This is a genomic window from Rhizobium sp. LCM 4573 (genome assembly GCF_001854865.1).
GTDB lineage: Bacteria > Pseudomonadota > Alphaproteobacteria > Rhizobiales > Rhizobiaceae > Neorhizobium.
Window position 1 is genome coordinate 602,509 of the sequence record NZ_MDDW01000001.1, and the last position, 16,028, is coordinate 618,536.

Genomic DNA, 16,028 nt, shown 5'->3' on the forward strand with positions numbered 1-16,028 from the left:
GATAACTGTTAATGTTTGCATCCTGCTTCATGATGAGAAAAAGAGAAAGCTTCGTTTCGCGGAACTCTCCCCAGGAACAATTCCATGGCCCGCTTTCTGCCCGACCGTTTCACCGTAATGCTGATCTGCACCGTGCTACTCGCCACGATTCTGCCTGTCCGGGGCGTATGGGCGGACTATTTCGGCACGGCCACCGATATCGCCATCGCGCTCCTCTTCTTCCTGCACGGCGCGCGCCTTTCCCGCGACGTGGTGATTGCCGGCGTGCTGCACTGGCGGCTGCATCTGACGATCCTCGCGACCACGTTTGCGATCTTCCCGCTGCTCGGGCTCGCCGTCGGCTTCGTGCCTTCGGATATTCTCCCCCCGCCGCTCTATATGGGCATACTCTTCCTCTGCGTGCTGCCCTCGACCGTCCAGTCCTCGATCGCCTTCACCTCCATGGCAGGCGGCAACGTGCCCGCAGCCGTCTGCGCTGCCTCGGGTTCCAACCTGTTCGGCATGTTCCTGACGCCGCTGCTTGCTGGCCTTCTGCTGACCACCACGGGCGAAGCCGGCTTCTCGATGGATGCACTGGAAAAGATCATGATCCAGCTTCTGGCCCCCTTCGTCATCGGCCAGCTCCTGCAGCCATGGATCGGCAACTGGATACGCGCCCGCAAGAAACTCATGGCGCCGATCGACCGCGGCTCGATCCTGATGGTCGTTTATCTCGCCTTTTCGGAAGCTGTCATCGAAGGTCTCTGGCATACCTTCTCGTTGCGCGACATCGGCGTCGTCATCGCGATCGACATCCTGCTTCTGGCGGCCGTGCTTCTCCTCACCATGTTCGGCAGCCGCGCACTCGGCTTCTCAAAGGAAGACGAGATCGCCATCACCTTCTGCGGTTCGAAGAAGAGCCTCGCAAGCGGCGTGCCCATGGCCAACGCCATCTTCGCCGGCCAGTCGATCGGCGCCATCGTGCTGCCGCTGATGCTCTTCCATCAGATCCAGCTCATGGTCTGCGCGGTCATCGCCCAGAAATATGCGAACCGGCTGAAGGAAAGGCAAGCGGAAGGCGCAACCGCAGCGGCTTGACCGCCGCTCAGCGCCTCCCGATCAGGGCTGCTGTCAAACGACGTCCGCAAACAAAAAAAGGCCCCTCCCTTTCAGGAGGAGCCATCTGGCTTGCTGGCCTTTTCAGGCTGGCAGAGGTTAGTTGACCTGCTGCGGGGTCACCTGAGCCTCGATCGTCTTCGGCGCATCGACCGCCTCGGCGGCGATGGCGATGCGGCGCGGCTTCATGGCTTCCGGGATGTTCCGCAGAAGATCGATATGAAGCAGGCCGTTCTTCAGAGAGGCTGCCTGGACTTCCACATGGTCGGCAAGCTGGAAGCGGCGCTCGAAGGCGCGCTTGGCGATGCCGCGATAGAGAAATTCCGTCTGGCCGGCTCTTTCCTCTTCGCTCTTCTCACCCTTGACGGTCAGCACATTGGCATGAGCTTCAATCGACAGTTCCTTTTCATCGAAACCGGCGACGGCCATGGTGATGCGGTAGGTATTCTCACCCGTCCGCTCGATATTGTAGGGCGGATAGCTCTGACCCTGGTCGGGCTGGCCGAGGCTGTCGAGCATGGTGAAGAGGCGGTCGAAACCGACCGTGGAGCGGTAAAGCGGAGAAAAATCGACGTGACGCATGGTGTCCTCCTTGGAAGCGACGTTTGCGAATTTTGACTTGGGCTACCGCATCCCGTCTTGGCGATGCGGCTCCCGCTCGGCGGACCCTTTCGGCGCCCGCACAACCAAGATGGGAATTGCCTTTTGCCGCTTCAAGACCCTCCTTCCGGGAAACGCCACCTTGCCTGAACCCCTTATGAATGCTCGATTTTGGTAAGGTACAGAATCTTTTCGATAGAAAGCAAAGCAAGAAGGCGGACAGCCTCCAAGACTGGTATTATGCGTCCCTTCGGTCTACATTTGCCGGAACCGGAAACCCGGTTTCGGCTTCTTTTTCATGACCTCGACGGCAGTTTCCATGGACGACATTCTCCGCGTAACACCCGGCAATCCCATGCCGCCGAATGCCACGGCCGGCTATTTCGAGGGTCATCGCGGCGTGAAGCTGAGATATGCCCTCTTCCGCTCCGATATTTCGCCCGCCGCCGGCACGGTGGTACTCCTGCAGGGCCGCAATGAATTCATCGAGAAATATTACGAGACGATCCGCGATCTCAATGCCATGGGGCTCTGGGTCGCGACATTCGACCTGCGCGGCCAGGGCGGCTCCGAGCGGCTGACGAAGGACCCGCGCAAGGGCCATGTCCGCCGCTTCCGCGATTATGAGCGGGATCTCGAAATCTTCCTGGAAAAGATCGTGCTGCCGGATGCCCGGATGCCCTTCTTCCTCATCGGCCATTCCACCGGCGCGCTGATCGCGCTGTCGGCCGGGCCGCGCCTTGGCAACCGCATCAGCCGCATGGCGCTGCTCGGGCCCTATATCGGCTTCCAGAACCAGGAGGCTCCCGAAACGGTGGTTCGCCCGCTTTCGGCCCTCTTGAGCTGGACCGGCTTCGGCCATGTCTCGCTCGGCAAGGACAAGAGCCGGCTGCCCTTCGAGAACAATGGCCTGACGCGCGATCAGCGCCGTTTCGACCGCAATACCGAGATCATAAAAGCCTATCCGGAACTCACCGTCGGCGCCCCGACCGCTCGCTGGGTGCATGAAACGCTGAGCGCTGCCCGCCGCGTTTCCCGGCAGACCCACCTGACCGAAATCACCATCCCGACGCTGATCCTCGCCCCGGTGCTCGATGGCGTGGTGCCCTATGCGCTGCAGGAGGAATTGTCGCGCAATTTCCGCGCGGCCCAGCTCGTCACCATCACCGGCGGGCGCCACGAGATCCTGCAGGAGAAAGATATCTACCGCGCCCAGGCGCTTGCGGCGTTTCAGGCCTTCATGCCGGGCGAGGACGGCGGCCTCGATCTGACCGAAACCGCCGCGTAGCGCCGGTCAAGGCATGTGAAATCGCAACGGGCTTACGCAGCCCCCGAGAGCAGAGCCAGCGCCTCCTCGTGCACCGCCTTGCTGCCGGCCGCCAGAATGCTGCCACCCGCCTCCGGCCGTCCGCCGTCCCAGGTGGTGATAATGCCGCCCGCCTGCTCGATGAGCGGGATCAGCGCGCCGACGTCATAGGGTTTCAGCCCGTTCTCCACCACGATATCCACATGGCCGGCAGCCAGCAGCGCATAGGCGTAGCAATCGCAGCCGTAGCGGAAGAGCCGCACGCGGCTCTCCACCGACTTGTACTTCTCCAGATCTCCACCGACGAAGAGATGCGGCGAGGTGGTGAACAGGATGGCATCGGAAAGAGACCCGCAGTCCCGCGTCTTAATCTGCCGTTCGCCGTCCGGCCCGCTATACCAGGAGCGCTTGCCGTCGGCGAAATAGCGCTCGCCGGTAAAGGGCTGGTCCATGAGCCCCATGGTCGCGCGCCCTTGCGACTGGAAGCCGATCAGCGTGCCCCAGACAGGCAGGCCGGAGATGAAGGCCCGCGTCCCGTCGATCGGATCGATCACCCAGATATGCTCGCGGTCGAGGCCGATATTATCGTGCTCCTCGCCGAGAATGCCATGCTCGGGAAACTTTTCCGTAATCAGTGCGCGGATCGCCGTTTCCGCCGCCCGGTCTCCCTCCGTTACCGGATCGAAGCCGCCCTCCATCTTGTTCGTCACATAGGCGCCGGTGCGAAAACGCGGCAGGGTCTCGGCCTTGGCGGCATCGGCGAGGGCATGGAAAAAAGCGCGATCGGGAAGCATGGGGAACACCGGCGAAGGACGAAGATGGGCTTTTTTAGACGCCTTCGGCAACAAAGCAAATCGCATTTGCATCGACGGCATGTGATCAAATTATAATCAGCAAATAAATCTGCTTGACATTTGTGCAGCGCACCATTAGCGTCATAACTACAGTCTTTGACTGTAAATACCCTCCTTGGGTGTTTCCTCCCTAGACTTAGCCGCGCCAAAAGCGCGGTTTTTTTTGCCCGCGCTTTCCCATCGCTAAAAGCTATTGGCGGTTATTCCGCGGCAAGCGCGGTATCGCCCGCGAAATCCTCGACGAACTCCGCCATCCGCCGCATGAAGACCGAAAGGGCAGCCGCCAGCAGCTCGAATTCCGGCCTCTTGGCGAGCGTCATCTCATCGACATAGAGGGAGCGGTTGATCTCAATCTGCAGCGCATGCAGGCCACGCACCGGTCTGCCGTAATGTTCGGTGATGAAGCCGCCGGCATAGGGTTTGTTGCGCACCGCTGAAAAGCCTAGATCCTCGAGGAAGTGCAAGGCCGCGCGGGAAAGCTCGGCCGAGGCGCTGGTGCCGTAGCGGTCGCCGATGATGAAATCGGGCCGGATATCGGAACCGGAAAGGCGGATATTGCCGGGCATCGAATGGCAATCGACCAGCACGCCGAAGCCGAAGCGGGCATGGGTGCGGGCAATCAACCGCCTCAGGCAGGTATGGTACGGCTTGTAGATCGTCTCGATGCGCAAAAGCGCCTCTTCCACCGGCAGGCGCCCCCGGTAGATCTCCATGTTTTCCGCCACGATCCTCGGGATCGTGCCGAGCCCGCCGGCCACCCGCATGGAGCCGATGTTCACATAGGGCGGCAGCGGCCCGTCGAACATGCGCGGATCGAGCTCGTAGGGCTCGCGGTTGACGTCCAGATAGGCGCGCGGGAAATGGGCGAGAAGCAGCGGCGCGCCAAGCTCCGTCACTCCGGCGAAGAGCTCGTCGACATAATGATCCTCGGAACGGCGGATCGCCATGGAATCGAGCCGGGTTTCGGCAAGGAAGGAGAGAGGATAGCAGCGGCCGCTATGGGGAGAATTGAAAACGAAGGGGATGGTCTGCTCTGCGGGTTCCCTCACCTCGAAGTGCTCGAATTCTCCCGTCACCCAGTCCATCCGGCCTTTACCATTTCACCAGTTTGTTTATCTCGGCATGTTGCCAGTTGCCCGGCGGGAAGTCCATACTATCTATACCTCACCATAGGCGGTCCTTCCCCTATTAAACGGATGTTTACCATAACGTTGATAGCGTGGGCGGACTCATAACATGCGGAATTACGGTCCTGGAGATGATGCAGAAAATCCTTCTCGCCGAAGATGATAACGATATGCGCCGCTTCCTCGTGAAGGCGCTGGAAAAGGCGGGCTACAACGTCGCTTCCTTCGATAACGGCGCAAGCGCCTACGACCGGCTCCGCGAGGAACCCTTCTCGCTTCTCCTGACCGACATCGTCATGCCGGAAATGGACGGCATCGAGCTTGCGCGCCGCGCCACCGAACTCGATCCGGACCTCAAGGTGATGTTCATCACCGGCTTTGCGGCCGTAGCCCTGAACTCCGATTCCAAGGCTCCGAAGGATGCGAAGGTGCTTTCCAAGCCCTTCCACCTGCGCGACCTCGTGGATGAAGTGAACAAGCTGCTCGCGGCCTGAGCCGCGAAAGTCCGGGAAATGCGGGGCATTCAAAAAAGCTTCGCATTTCATGCCAAAAACCAGTTGACGGCCAGATCAGCTTATGGTCTATGCGCCGCCATCGGATGGGCGTGTAGCTCAGCGGGAGAGCACTACGTTGACATCGTAGGGGTCACAAGTTCAATCCTTGTCACGCCCACCATTCGAATTCGCTGAACACAGCAAGGGCTTTCGGGAAACCGGAAGCCCTTTTTACTTGGCGGCCCTTAGGCTCATCCGACCGATACCAGCCTCGCTGTCAGCATGCTCTTTAGACGGCATGCGAATACGCCAGCGGCGCGGCCGCGCTTAAAAACATTCCGCAGATGGAATCACGACTGCCGCTTTCGCCACCGGCAGGAACCGCTCCGCCTCGCCGATGCCGGCTGCGCGCCGTGCAAATCCGATGCGTATGTTGGACTTTACGGAGGCGCCTCTAGATTATCATGAAACCCACCGGAGATGACCCGAATTGCAGAAACCTCCGCTATCCGGCATTTCACCGATCTCCTTTTTCGGCTCCGCCATAATCTCGCTCGGTCTGATCGTCTTTGCGACCGTGGCCCCTGCCACGGCTTCAAGGGTTTTCGAGACCGCGAACAAATGGATCGTGGAGGAGGCCGGCTGGCTCTATATGCTGGCGGTTGCCGGGTTCGTGATGTTTCTGCTCGGGCTTGCGATAAGCCCCCTCGGCAGGATCAAACTCGGCCCCGACGATTCGTCTCCCGATTATACCTACGGAACCTGGGTCGCCATGCTGTTCAGCGCGGGGATGGGGATCGGCATCGTCTTCTTCGGCGTTGCCGAACCGATCACGCACTTCTCGACGCCGCCGGATGCGCCGGCCCGCACGCCCCAGGCCGCGCGCGACGCGATGGAGATAACCTTCTTCCACTGGGGCATTCACGCCTGGGCGATCTATGCGGTGATCGGTCTGTCGCTCGCCTATTTCGGCTATCGCAGAGGCGAGCCGCTCGTCATTCGCTCGGCCTTCCGGCCGCTCCTCGGCGAGAGGGTGAACGGGCCGATCGGCGACATGATCGACATCTTCGCGGTGGTGGGCACTCTTGCCGGCCTTGCGACCTCATTGGGTCTCGGTGTCGCCCAACTCAATGCCACCGGCGCCTATCTCTTCGGCCTCGAGCAGAACATCACGACGCAGGTCGTCCTGATCGGTATCGTCACGATACTGGCCACCATCACCGTCGCCACCGGGCTCGACAACGGCATCCGCCGCCTCAGCGAAATGATCCTCATCGTTTCCTTCATTCTGATGGGGCTGATCCTCGTCGTCGGCCCCACCCGCTTCCTCCTACAGGCGTTCGTCGAGAATATCGGCCTCTATCTCAACGGCTTTGTCTCGCGCACCTTCCACATCTATGCCTACGAGCCCACAGATTGGGTCGGCACCTGGACCCTGTTCTACTGGGGCTGGTGGATCTCGTGGTCCCCCTTCGTCGGCATGTTCATCGCGCGCATTTCGCGCGGACGGACGATCCGCCAGTTCCTTGTCGGCGTGCTCTTCGCGCCCGCCGGCTTCAGTTTCATCTGGTTCACGATTTTCGGTGACGTGGCGATCTGGCTCGACATGAATGCCGCCAATGGCGAGTTGTCACGCACCGTCGCGGAGAACATGCCGATCGCGCTCTTCACGGTATTCGAATATCTGCCATGGTCGGGCCTGCTTGCCTGGATCACGGGGCTGCTCGTCGCCGTCTATTTCGTGACGGCGTCCGATGCCGGCGCACTGGTTATCGCGATGATCACATCGCGGGGAGACGAGGAACCGGTGCTGTGGCTTCGCGTGTTCTGGGCACTTGTCTGCGGCGGGGTTGCCGCCTGCCTGCTCCTGGCAGGCGGACTGGATGCGGTTCAGATGGCGGCAGTCATCGCCGCCCTGCCGCTCGCCATCGTCATGGTCTTGATGTGCTATGGCGTCTGGAAGGGCCTCCACGACGAAGTGGCGCTGACCGAAAGCGCCGCCCTGCCCCCGGCGCCGCTCGTTCCGAACGAGGGAACCTTCCTTTGGCGGCGGCGATTGGGAGCGATCGTCAGCCATCCCACACGCCGACAGATCACCACCTATATCGACACGACAGTCCGCAAGGCGCTGGATGCCGTGGTCATCGAGTTGACGAAGCGGAACCTGTCTGCGGCGGTGGAAGATGCCGAAGACAGCCTGCGCTTGATCGTCAGTCACGGGCAGGAAGCGCCCGACTTCATCTATGAGGTCCGTCCGGTCAGCCAGCCGATACCGGCCTTTGCGCTGACAGACACGGCCCGCGGAGAAAGCGGCCGCAATCGATATTACCGGGCGGAGGTATTCCTGGCGCAAGGCGGCAGGGGCTACGACATCTACGGCTATGATGCGGAACAGGTAATCGCCGATATCATCAACCATTACGACCGTTTCCGGCACTATCTTTCATTGAAGGTGTGATGCCGGTTCCGGCCGTCTCTCCTGCTCTCCCTCCTACCTCCTTGTACGATCTTGCTTTAAGGGAACCGATCATGCAGCTAGTACCAACTGCATTCGAGATTCTTCGCTGAACGATATTGGGAGTAAGCGAGCGATGGCCCAGAAGATCATTCCCGTCATCATGGCCGGCGGCAAGGGCACCAGGCTCTGGCCCCTTTCGCGCGCCAGCGCGCCGAAGCAGTTCATCCAGTTCATCGGCGACCGCACCCTTTTCCAGGCCACGCTGACGCGGGTTTCCGATCCCGCGCTTTACGAAGCGCCGATCGTCGTCACCAACGAGGATTTCCGTTTCCTGGTGGCGGAGCAGGCCCGCGAACTCGGCGTCAAGCTGGCGGGCACGCTGCTGGAGCCCGTGGCCCGCAACACCGCCGCCGCCGTGGCCGCCGCAGCTGCCTTTGCCGGCACCCGCTTCGGCAAGGACGCCGTCATCCAGGTGCTCGCCTCCGATCACGAGATCATCGCCGATGCCGCCTATTTCGAGGCGATCCGCATCGCCCGCGATACCGCGCTCGACGGCAGGCTCGTCACGTTCGGCATCACCCCCACGGAACCCGCCACCGGCTACGGCTATATCGAAACCGGTGAAAAGCTTTCCACCGGCGCCCACGCGGTGAAACGCTTCGTCGAAAAACCCGCCCTCCCGGAGGCGGAGCGCATGCTCGCCGCCGGCGGCTATTACTGGAACTCGGGCATCTTCATGTTCAAGGCTTCCCAGGTGCTGGCCGAGATGAAGGCGCTGGCCCCCGAGGTGGAGGCGGCCGCCCGTGAAGCCACCGCCAGGGCCACCAGCGATCTCGATTTCACCAGGCTCGATCCGGAAGCCTTCGCCAGGAGCCCGGATATCTCGATCGACTATGCGATCATGGAAAAGACCGCCAATGCGGCGGTCGTGCCCTCCTCCTTCACCTGGTCCGATCTCGGAAGCTGGGATGCCGTCTGGAAGCTCGGCAAACGTGATGAGGCCGGCAACGTCACCGCCGGCAACGCCACCGTCGTCAATACAAGAAACTCTCTGGTCATGTCGCGCACCAGCCATCTGGCGGTGCAGGGGCTGGAAAACGTCGCGGTGATCGCCAGCGAGGATGCGGTCTATGTCGGGCGGCTGGAAGACAGCCAGAGCGTCGGCAAGCTCGTCAAGCAGCTCGCCGCCGCGAAGGCGACGGCTGCGCTCACCGAGACGCACCCCACCTCCTACCGTCCCTGGGGCGGCTATACATCGGTGCTTAACGGAGACCGCTTCCAGGTGAAGCGCCTCTTCGTCTCGCCGGGCAAGAAGCTGTCGCTGCAGAAGCATCATCACCGCGCCGAGCATTGGATCTGCGTCAAGGGCACCGCGGAAGTGACGATCGGCAGCGAGGTGAGGATCATCCGCGAAAACGAATCCGTCTATATTCCGCAGGGCGAGGTGCATCGGCTCGCCAATCCGGGCAAGATCACGCTCGAGATGATCGAGGTGCAGACCGGCTCCTATCTCGGCGAGGACGATATCATCCGCATCGAGGATACTTTCGGGCGAAGCTGATTTGGCTCGATTCCGCTGGAGGATGGCCGGCTTTCGCCACGAGTGGACATCCCTCGCGCGTACCAACGTCAGCTCGGATTAAAAGCCCTCCAAAAGTCCCGCCTCATCGCGCTAAATTCCAGATGCGGCCCTAGCTCGTTGGCCTCGAAATCGGCGATCAGGGCCGCTTTCTCCTCTGGCGATCTAGCCCGTTTCATCGCTGTGATGGATTTAATCAAACTTTGTATGACGGAACCTCGTCTTTCGGCCAAATCCGCCCTCTTGAGGTCTAAGTGATTAATCGTGTTGAGGCCTTCCGCCGTGTCGTTGCCGTTTATCATCGCGCAGAAAAAGCTGATGTATGGTTCGGGATCGACTGTGTAAGGATCAATGATCTGTTCGGCATGCGGGTCCTTGTCTGATTTACTTTGATTGCATAACTGGCAGGCGAAGCCGAGGTTGGACCAATCGAACGTTTTAGATACGTCCCGTGACTTCGGGAATATGTGCTCGATATCTCCGTGAGCGACAGCAAGGACCTTAGCTTCGCAGTAAGCACACTTCCCATAAGTTTCAGCGATCACAGCGGACTTTATGTCCGCATGGTTGTAGCGAGACTTCCGATAGGCAATTGCATTCTTGTCATTCGAGGCAATCGCAGACTGAAGCTCGGTCAACCAGCTAGCAGCATTGTTCGTGAGGACGGCAGGAGAGGCAGACTTATTAAGCTTGATCATTTTACAATGCGCTCAAGTGCATCAGGATAGAATTCGCCCAACCCGGCAGCCTGGAGTTGGGCTCTGAGCGACTGGATCGCATCCGCATCCATCTTTTTCGAAGCAAACGTCGCCGCTATTCGCTCCAGTTCATCGGCTGACCACTCCGGCATCGTTACCGGAACTCCAAGAACCTCACGGAGAATATCGTTTGCTGGTCCTGCCTTTTGAACGGTGTCGAGCTTACTCGATACGACCGAACGAGGCTCTAAAGGTTTTAGGCTCGCACCGTCAGCGGCTCTATGTTGCAGTGCGTAAACCACTGACTCTTTCACAGAGGAAATGATGAACGGGCTGTGTGTCGCCACGACAAACCTAGCCTGTGGGAACGCATCAACGATATTCCTGAGAAACGAACGTTGCATCGAGGGATGCAGGTGGTTCTCTGGCTCGTCAATCAGGACCATGAAACGTCCAGACTTAAAAATTTGGGACTGGAGAAAAACTTGCCAGCTTAGTTGGATAAGAGACATCAATCCGCCTGAGGCACCATCAATGGGAAAATCGCCGGACGACGAAACGACGACGACTTCAGGGGTTCTGATCTCCAGACGCTCAAAACCTACCTCAGGAGGAAGCACCTTACTGAGGATTGCTTGGAATTTTTCATAAAGGCCAGCTAGCTCGGGGACAGGTTTCACATGCTCGTTGCCAACCCCAAACGTTGCGAAACTGATGATTGCCTCTTTTAGAGCGGCAAGTGGATTCATCCGCACCCAAACTCCATCGCGGTGGTACACAGACTGCTCCGCACTTGCTTTCTCTAATTCAAAATAGAATTGGAACGCTTCTCGCGGGGAGAGCCCGGAGATCGGAATGTGCTTTAGCTGATCATACTTGGGTGCGGGACGATGAGAGCTTATACTCACCCCGGGTATTTCCTGATTCAGGCTGCGGCGAAGCGCATATTGCATGGTGTCGCTAGCGGGCAGACTGAGAGAGCAAATGCTTTTATTTGAGTAGGTAACCTGCCCAACCTTTTGCTGGTCAGTCTCGACGGGTTTTGAGGGTCGAAATATCTCGTCGAATTTCGTTAGCAGCCAGTTGCCCGGCGAAAACCGGATCGACTCTTTTTCCCGGATGGGAGTCGCCAAAAACTTCTCATCACTTTCGTAGGGAAAGTGGCACTTCAATATTTTCAATATTGTACTTTTGCCAGCGCCATTAGCACCGGTTAGAACGGTGAGACGGTCGTGAAATTCTATGTCAATTTCATTAAACTGTCTCCATCGCGAAAGCGTCAGCCTGTCAACCAATAAATCTTCCATTACTATACCTTAGCATTCAATTTGGCGATAACCGAGGCCGCTCTGCTTTCAAGATTAAATCACATTAAAAAGCACAAGCGTCACCAGGCAAGCGCTTTCTGTCGTAGTTGTGAAAGCGCCTTTCTCGTAAGTCCCGCCGTAATACAACCGGCGCCAACCTCCGGTCTGATGGCGGGACGTGGTCTCGGCTGTAAGTCCCTCTGCTTAACACCCGCTTCGGCGACTCTTCCGATTTCATGGAATGGCGCGCCAACGTCAAGAGCAGCGGGCGGGCATTGCTGATGCTGTTCCTGTTCTCGGATACCGGCCTCGATGACGCACCCACGAGAATAAGAAAGCCCATACCGTCATCGCCCGCGAGCTGCTGCCCTATGGCGAACAGGGCGCGACACTCAGACAACTCTCCGCCGACGGTTATGCCTCCACGGAAGATTGCAAGGTCGAATTTGCAACGGGCGCGGCGGGAACCGTCTATCTGTGCCATCCATTCCTTGTGCATGCCGCGCAACCTCACAGAGGACAGCAGCCCCGCTTCCTCGCTCAGCCGCCTCTTCTGCCGAAAGGTGAGTTCGATCCGGCCTTGCCGCCATCCCCGGTTCAGATCGCCATTCGGCAAGCTTGCGGGCTCACGTTTTAAGACCACGCGACACCCGGATGCTGAGCGGCACCGGGTGTCGCAAGTCATGAGTGGAACAGATGCGCGGCCGACACCATCTCCGCCGGCCTTTGCCTTGCAAAATCCGCCAGCCCATGGTAGTGACTGTCCAGTCAGTCATAATTGGAAGAAACAATGACGAAGGAAAAGGCCAGGCGAAAACTGGAGCCGGAACAGCGCCGGGCGGAAATCCTGCAGGCGGCGTTTGCCTGCTTTTCCGAGCGCGGCTTCGCCGCAACCCGCATGGAGGATGTCGCTGCCCGCGCCGGCATCGCCAAGGGCACTGTCTACCTGCATTTTCCGGATAAGGAGGCGCTGTTCACCGCACTCGTCTACGGCGTGGCCTCGCCGATCCTCGGCGAGGTCGAGGCCAGGCTGGCCGCCCAGGATATCTCGCCCCGCGCTGCCATTTCGATGTTCTACGCGGTTTTCGAGCGGGAAGTGCTCAATACCGAGCGCCGCCATCTCCTAAGGCTGGTCATCGGCGAAGGGCCGATGTTTCCGCGCGTGACGGATTTCTWTTATCGCGAGATCGTCTCGAAGGGCATTGCGATCATGCGCCCCCTTCTCAGGAAAGCCGCCGAGCAGGGGCAGCTTCGCAGCCCCATGCTGGCCGAAACCCCGCAGGTGGTCATCGCCCCGGCCCTACTTTCGCTCATCTGGTCGACGCTTTTTGACCGATATGAACGGCTCGATACGCGAAAACTCTTCGACGCCTTCCTCGATACCCTGTTCCTGCCGGATGGAGGAACCTCGCCATGAAACGCATCGTGTTCATCGTCCTCATTGCCGGCCCGGCCCTTGCCGCCCTCCCCTTCTTCCTGCGGGATGAGGCGCCGCGTCCCTATCAGGGCTGGGTCGAAGCGGACACGCTCTTCATCGGCGCCGAAAGCGTCGGCCGGCTTGCCGCCGTCGATGTCGAGGAGGGCGGAACGGTCGCCGCCGACGCCCCCCTTTTCCGGCTCGACACCGAAAACGAAGAAGCCGCCGTTTCCGCCGCGCGTGCCGCGCTCGCCCGCTCTGAGGCCGAACTCGATCTCGCCGAAGCCGCCCAAAAGCGTCCGGAGGAGATAGACGTGCTGCGCGCCTCCGAACGGGAGGCTGTCGCGCAGCTCGAACTCTCGAAACAGGAACTGGCACGCACCCGCTCGCTCGTCGCCAAGGGCACCGCCACCCAGGCGAGCCTCGATGTGGCGGTCGCCACCGAAGCGGCGAACCGCGCTTCGCTCGACAGCGCCCGCAGCCAGATCACGCTCGCCACACTCCCCGCCCGCGAACAGGCGGTGCGGCAGGCGCGCGAAAGCGTCGAGGCAGCGAAGGCCGAGTTCGCTTCCGCTGAAGCGGCACTTGCCAAGCGCGCCGTCTCTGCCCCAGCCGCCGGGAGCATCGAAAGGCTCTATTACCGCCTGGGCGAGGTCGTACCCGCCGGCAGGCCCATCGTCGCCCTGCTGCCACCGGAAAACATCCGCATCCGCTTCTTCGTGCCGGAAACCGAGATAGCGAGGCTTTCATTGGGTCAACCGATCCGCGTCACCTGCGATGCCTGCGAGCCGTCGGACGCCCGGATCAGTTTCATCGCGATGGAGGCGGAGTTCACGCCGCCGGTCATCTACAGCATGGAGGAACGCGCTAAGCTGGTCTACCGGGTAGACGCGATCCCCGCCGAACCCGCGAAGCTACGCCCCGGCCAGCCGGTCGATGTCCTTCCCGGACCACGGACCGGAGCGGGATCATGATCGCCGAAAACGCGCCCGAGGTCGTCATCGACGTCCATCACCTGACCAAGAGCTTCGGCGGCCGCAAGGTGGTGGATGATGTCTCCATGTCGGTCCGGAAGGGGCGCATCCACGGTTTCCTCGGCCCCAACGGCTCCGGCAAGACGACGACGATCCGCATGCTCTGCGGCCTGCTCACGCCGGATAGCGGCACCGGCACCTGCCTCGGCTTCGACATCCTTACCGAAAGCGACCGCATCCGCCGCCGCGTCGGCTACATGACCCAGAAATTCTCGCTCTACCAGGACCTCTCGATCCGCGAAAACCTGGAATTCGTGGCCCGCGTCTATGGCCTGCCCGATCCGCGCGGCAAGGCGGGCGCCGCGATCGAACGCCTCGGCCTCAAGGGGCGCGAGAAACAGCTTGCAGGCGAGCTTTCCGGCGGCTGGAAGCAGCGGCTCGCGCTCGGCGCCTGCATCCTGCCAGAGCCGGCGCTGCTCCTGCTCGACGAGCCGACCGCCGGCGTCGATCCCAAGGCCCGGCGCGACTTCTGGAACGAGATCCATGCGCTTGCCGCCGAAGGCCTCTCGGTACTGGTCTCGACTCACTACATGGACGAGGCGGAGCGCTGCCACGAGATCGCCTATATCGCCTATGGCAGGCTTCTTGCCGAGGGCACGGTGGACGAGGTGATCGAAGGCACCGGCCTCGTCACCTTCACAGTCTCCGGTCCGGACGTGCATCGCCTCCAGTCCGAACTCGACGGCGTGTCGGGCATAGACATGATCGCCCCCTTCGGCACCAGCCTGCATGTCGCCGGCCGCGATGCGGAGGCGCTGGAAAAGGCGATCGCCCCATGGCGCGAACGTCCCGGCCTCAAATGGGAAAAGGGTGAGGCAACGCTGGAGGATGCCTTTATCGACCTGATGCGCCGTTCGGAGGACAATTTCCGATGAGTGCAAATGGCCCAAACAACGGCAAAGCCAACGGAGGCTTCTTCGGCCGCTTCTGGGCGATGACGGTCAAGGAATTCATCCAGATGACCCGCGACCGCATCACGCTCGCGACCATGATCATGATCCCGATCATGCAGCTTCTTCTTTTCGGCTTCGCGATCAATACCACGCCGCACAACCTGCCGACCGCCGTCCTGATGCGCGAGAACACGGATGTCGGCCGCTCCATTCTCGCCGCGCTCCACAATACCGATTTCTTCGAGGTCCGCTCGGTCGTCACCCGCGCCGAGGACATGAACCGCGTGCTCGAATCCGGCGATGCGCTCTTCGTCGTGGAAATCCCGGAGGGATTCGAACGCAGCCTGAGGCGCGGCGATACCCCTGCCCTGCTGATAGCCGCCGATGCCACGGACCCCGTGGCCGCGAGCTCGGCGCTCGGCGCGCTCTCCGGCATCGTCACTTCCGCGCTTGCCGACGACCGCCAGGTGGAGTTTATGGAACCGGTAAAGCCGGCCTTCGAAATCATCCAGCACCGGCGCTACAATCCGGCCGGTTCCTCGACGCTCAACATCGTGCCTGGCCTGCTCGGCACCATCCTGACCATGACGCTCCTGATCTTCACAGCCCTTTCGGTGACGCGAGAGACCGAGCGCGGCACCATGGAGAACCTGCTTTCCATGCCCCTCAAGCCGCTTGAGATCATGCTCGGCAAGATTACTCCTTACGTTCTGATCGGGCTCATTCAGGCGCTCATCATCATCGCCGCCGGCATCCTCGTATTCCGGGTGCCTATCATCGGCAGCTCGGCCTCGCTCGCCGCCATCACGGCACTCTTCGTCATCACCAACCTGTCGATCGGCTACACATTCTCCACCATGGCCACGAACCAGTTGCAGGCCATGCAGATGGCGATGATGTTCTTCCTGCCGAACATCCTGCTCTCCGGCTTCATGTTCCCCTTTGCCGGGATGYCGCGCTGGGCGCAGTGGTTCGGCGAGGCACTTCCCCTCACCCATTATCTCCGCGTCGTGCGCGCCGTCATGCTGAAGGGCGCGGAAATCGGCACGCTCGCCTATGATACGGCGGCACTCGCCGGCCTCACCCTCATCGCCATGCTGATCGCGGTACGCCGCTTCCGCCGCACGCTGGATTGAACCACCGCCTGCCTTGCTTTCTCCCCTTGC

General features: G+C 60.6%; 14 protein-coding genes, 1 tRNA gene and 1 pseudogene. 11 read left to right on the forward strand and 5 right to left on the reverse strand.

Annotated features, from left to right (window positions below; all coding sequences use genetic code 11):
• Nucleotides 1–84 precede the first annotated feature (84 nt).
• A complete protein-coding gene (locus LCM4573_RS03085; RefSeq protein ID WP_071004338.1) occupies nt 85–1,077 on the forward strand; it encodes a bile acid:sodium symporter family protein in 993 nt (330 codons plus the stop codon).
• Between the two features lie 117 nt (nt 1,078–1,194).
• On the opposite strand, the gene LCM4573_RS03090 is transcribed toward LCM4573_RS03085, so the two are convergent.
• Entirely contained in the window at nt 1,195–1,677 is a 483-nt protein-coding gene (locus LCM4573_RS03090) for an Hsp20 family protein (protein ID WP_071004340.1), read from the reverse strand.
• A 337-nt stretch (nt 1,678–2,014) separates the two neighbouring features.
• On the opposite strand from LCM4573_RS03090, the gene LCM4573_RS03100 reads away from it, so the two are divergent.
• Nucleotides 2,015–2,983, forward strand: coding sequence for an alpha/beta fold hydrolase (locus LCM4573_RS03100; RefSeq protein ID WP_071005160.1), 969 nt, complete (start codon nt 2,015–2,017; stop codon nt 2,981–2,983).
• 32 nt (nt 2,984–3,015) lie between these two features.
• On the opposite strand, the gene hisN is transcribed toward LCM4573_RS03100, so the two are convergent.
• A complete protein-coding gene (gene hisN / locus LCM4573_RS03105) occupies nt 3,016–3,795 on the reverse strand; it encodes a histidinol-phosphatase (RefSeq protein ID WP_071004343.1) in 780 nt (259 codons plus the stop codon).
• Between the two features lie 260 nt (nt 3,796–4,055).
• Complete coding sequence (locus LCM4573_RS03110) at nt 4,056–4,940, reverse strand: N-formylglutamate amidohydrolase (RefSeq protein ID WP_071004345.1); 885 nt, start codon at nt 4,938–4,940, stop codon at nt 4,056–4,058.
• Between the two features lie 173 nt (nt 4,941–5,113).
• On the opposite strand from LCM4573_RS03110, the gene cpdR reads away from it, so the two are divergent.
• The 4 genes from cpdR to LCM4573_RS03130 all read left to right on the forward strand — a co-directional run bounded on the left by cpdR (nt 5,114) and on the right by LCM4573_RS03130 (nt 9,495).
• Entirely contained in the window at nt 5,114–5,476 is a 363-nt protein-coding gene (gene cpdR / locus LCM4573_RS03115; RefSeq protein ID WP_046794669.1) for a cell cycle two-component system response regulator CpdR, read from the forward strand.
• A 106-nt stretch (nt 5,477–5,582) separates the two neighbouring features.
• Nucleotides 5,583–5,657 (forward strand) — tRNA-Val (locus LCM4573_RS03120).
• Between the two features lie 309 nt (nt 5,658–5,966).
• Nucleotides 5,967–7,934, forward strand: coding sequence for a BCCT family transporter (locus LCM4573_RS03125; protein WP_071004347.1), 1,968 nt, complete (start codon nt 5,967–5,969; stop codon nt 7,932–7,934).
• Between the two features lie 133 nt (nt 7,935–8,067).
• Nucleotides 8,068–9,495 (forward strand): mannose-1-phosphate guanylyltransferase/mannose-6-phosphate isomerase, encoded by a 1,428-nt coding sequence (locus LCM4573_RS03130; protein WP_071004349.1) that lies wholly within the window; start codon nt 8,068–8,070, stop codon nt 9,493–9,495.
• A gap of 68 nt (nt 9,496–9,563) precedes the next feature.
• Here the strand turns inward: LCM4573_RS03130 and LCM4573_RS03135 are convergent, their stop codons facing one another.
• Complete coding sequence (locus LCM4573_RS03135; protein ID WP_071004351.1) at nt 9,564–10,211, reverse strand: HNH endonuclease; 648 nt, start codon at nt 10,209–10,211, stop codon at nt 9,564–9,566.
• Nucleotides 10,208–11,518 carry an AAA family ATPase gene (locus LCM4573_RS03140; protein WP_071004353.1) on the reverse strand — a complete coding sequence of 437 codons (1,311 nt, stop codon included), beginning with the start codon at nt 11,516–11,518 and terminating at the stop codon, nt 10,208–10,210. Before LCM4573_RS03140 ends, LCM4573_RS03135 begins: the two co-directional genes overlap by 4 nt.
• A gap of 215 nt (nt 11,519–11,733) precedes the next feature.
• Between LCM4573_RS03140 and LCM4573_RS28430 the strand changes: the two are divergent.
• The 5 genes and pseudogenes from LCM4573_RS28430 to LCM4573_RS03165 form a co-directional block, all read left to right on the forward strand.
• A pseudogene (locus tag LCM4573_RS28430) lies at nt 11,734–12,155 on the forward strand (phytanoyl-CoA dioxygenase); the annotation flags it as partial.
• Between the two features lie 153 nt (nt 12,156–12,308).
• Entirely contained in the window at nt 12,309–12,935 is a 627-nt protein-coding gene (locus LCM4573_RS03150; RefSeq protein WP_071004357.1) for a TetR/AcrR family transcriptional regulator, read from the forward strand.
• On the forward strand, nt 12,932–13,909 hold the full coding sequence (locus LCM4573_RS03155; RefSeq protein WP_071004360.1) for an HlyD family secretion protein: 978 nt from the start codon (nt 12,932–12,934) through the stop codon (nt 13,907–13,909). Before LCM4573_RS03150 ends, LCM4573_RS03155 begins: the two co-directional genes overlap by 4 nt.
• Nucleotides 13,906–14,844 carry an ABC transporter ATP-binding protein gene (locus tag LCM4573_RS03160; protein WP_071004362.1) on the forward strand — a complete coding sequence of 313 codons (939 nt, stop codon included), beginning with the start codon at nt 13,906–13,908 and terminating at the stop codon, nt 14,842–14,844. Before LCM4573_RS03155 ends, LCM4573_RS03160 begins: the two co-directional genes overlap by 4 nt.
• Nucleotides 14,841–15,998: an ABC transporter permease gene (locus LCM4573_RS03165; RefSeq protein WP_071004364.1), complete on the forward strand. Its 1,158-nt coding sequence runs from the start codon at nt 14,841–14,843 to the stop codon at nt 15,996–15,998. The genes LCM4573_RS03160 and LCM4573_RS03165 overlap by 4 nt, the downstream gene beginning before the upstream one ends.
• The last annotated feature ends 30 nt before the right edge of the window (nt 15,999–16,028 follow it).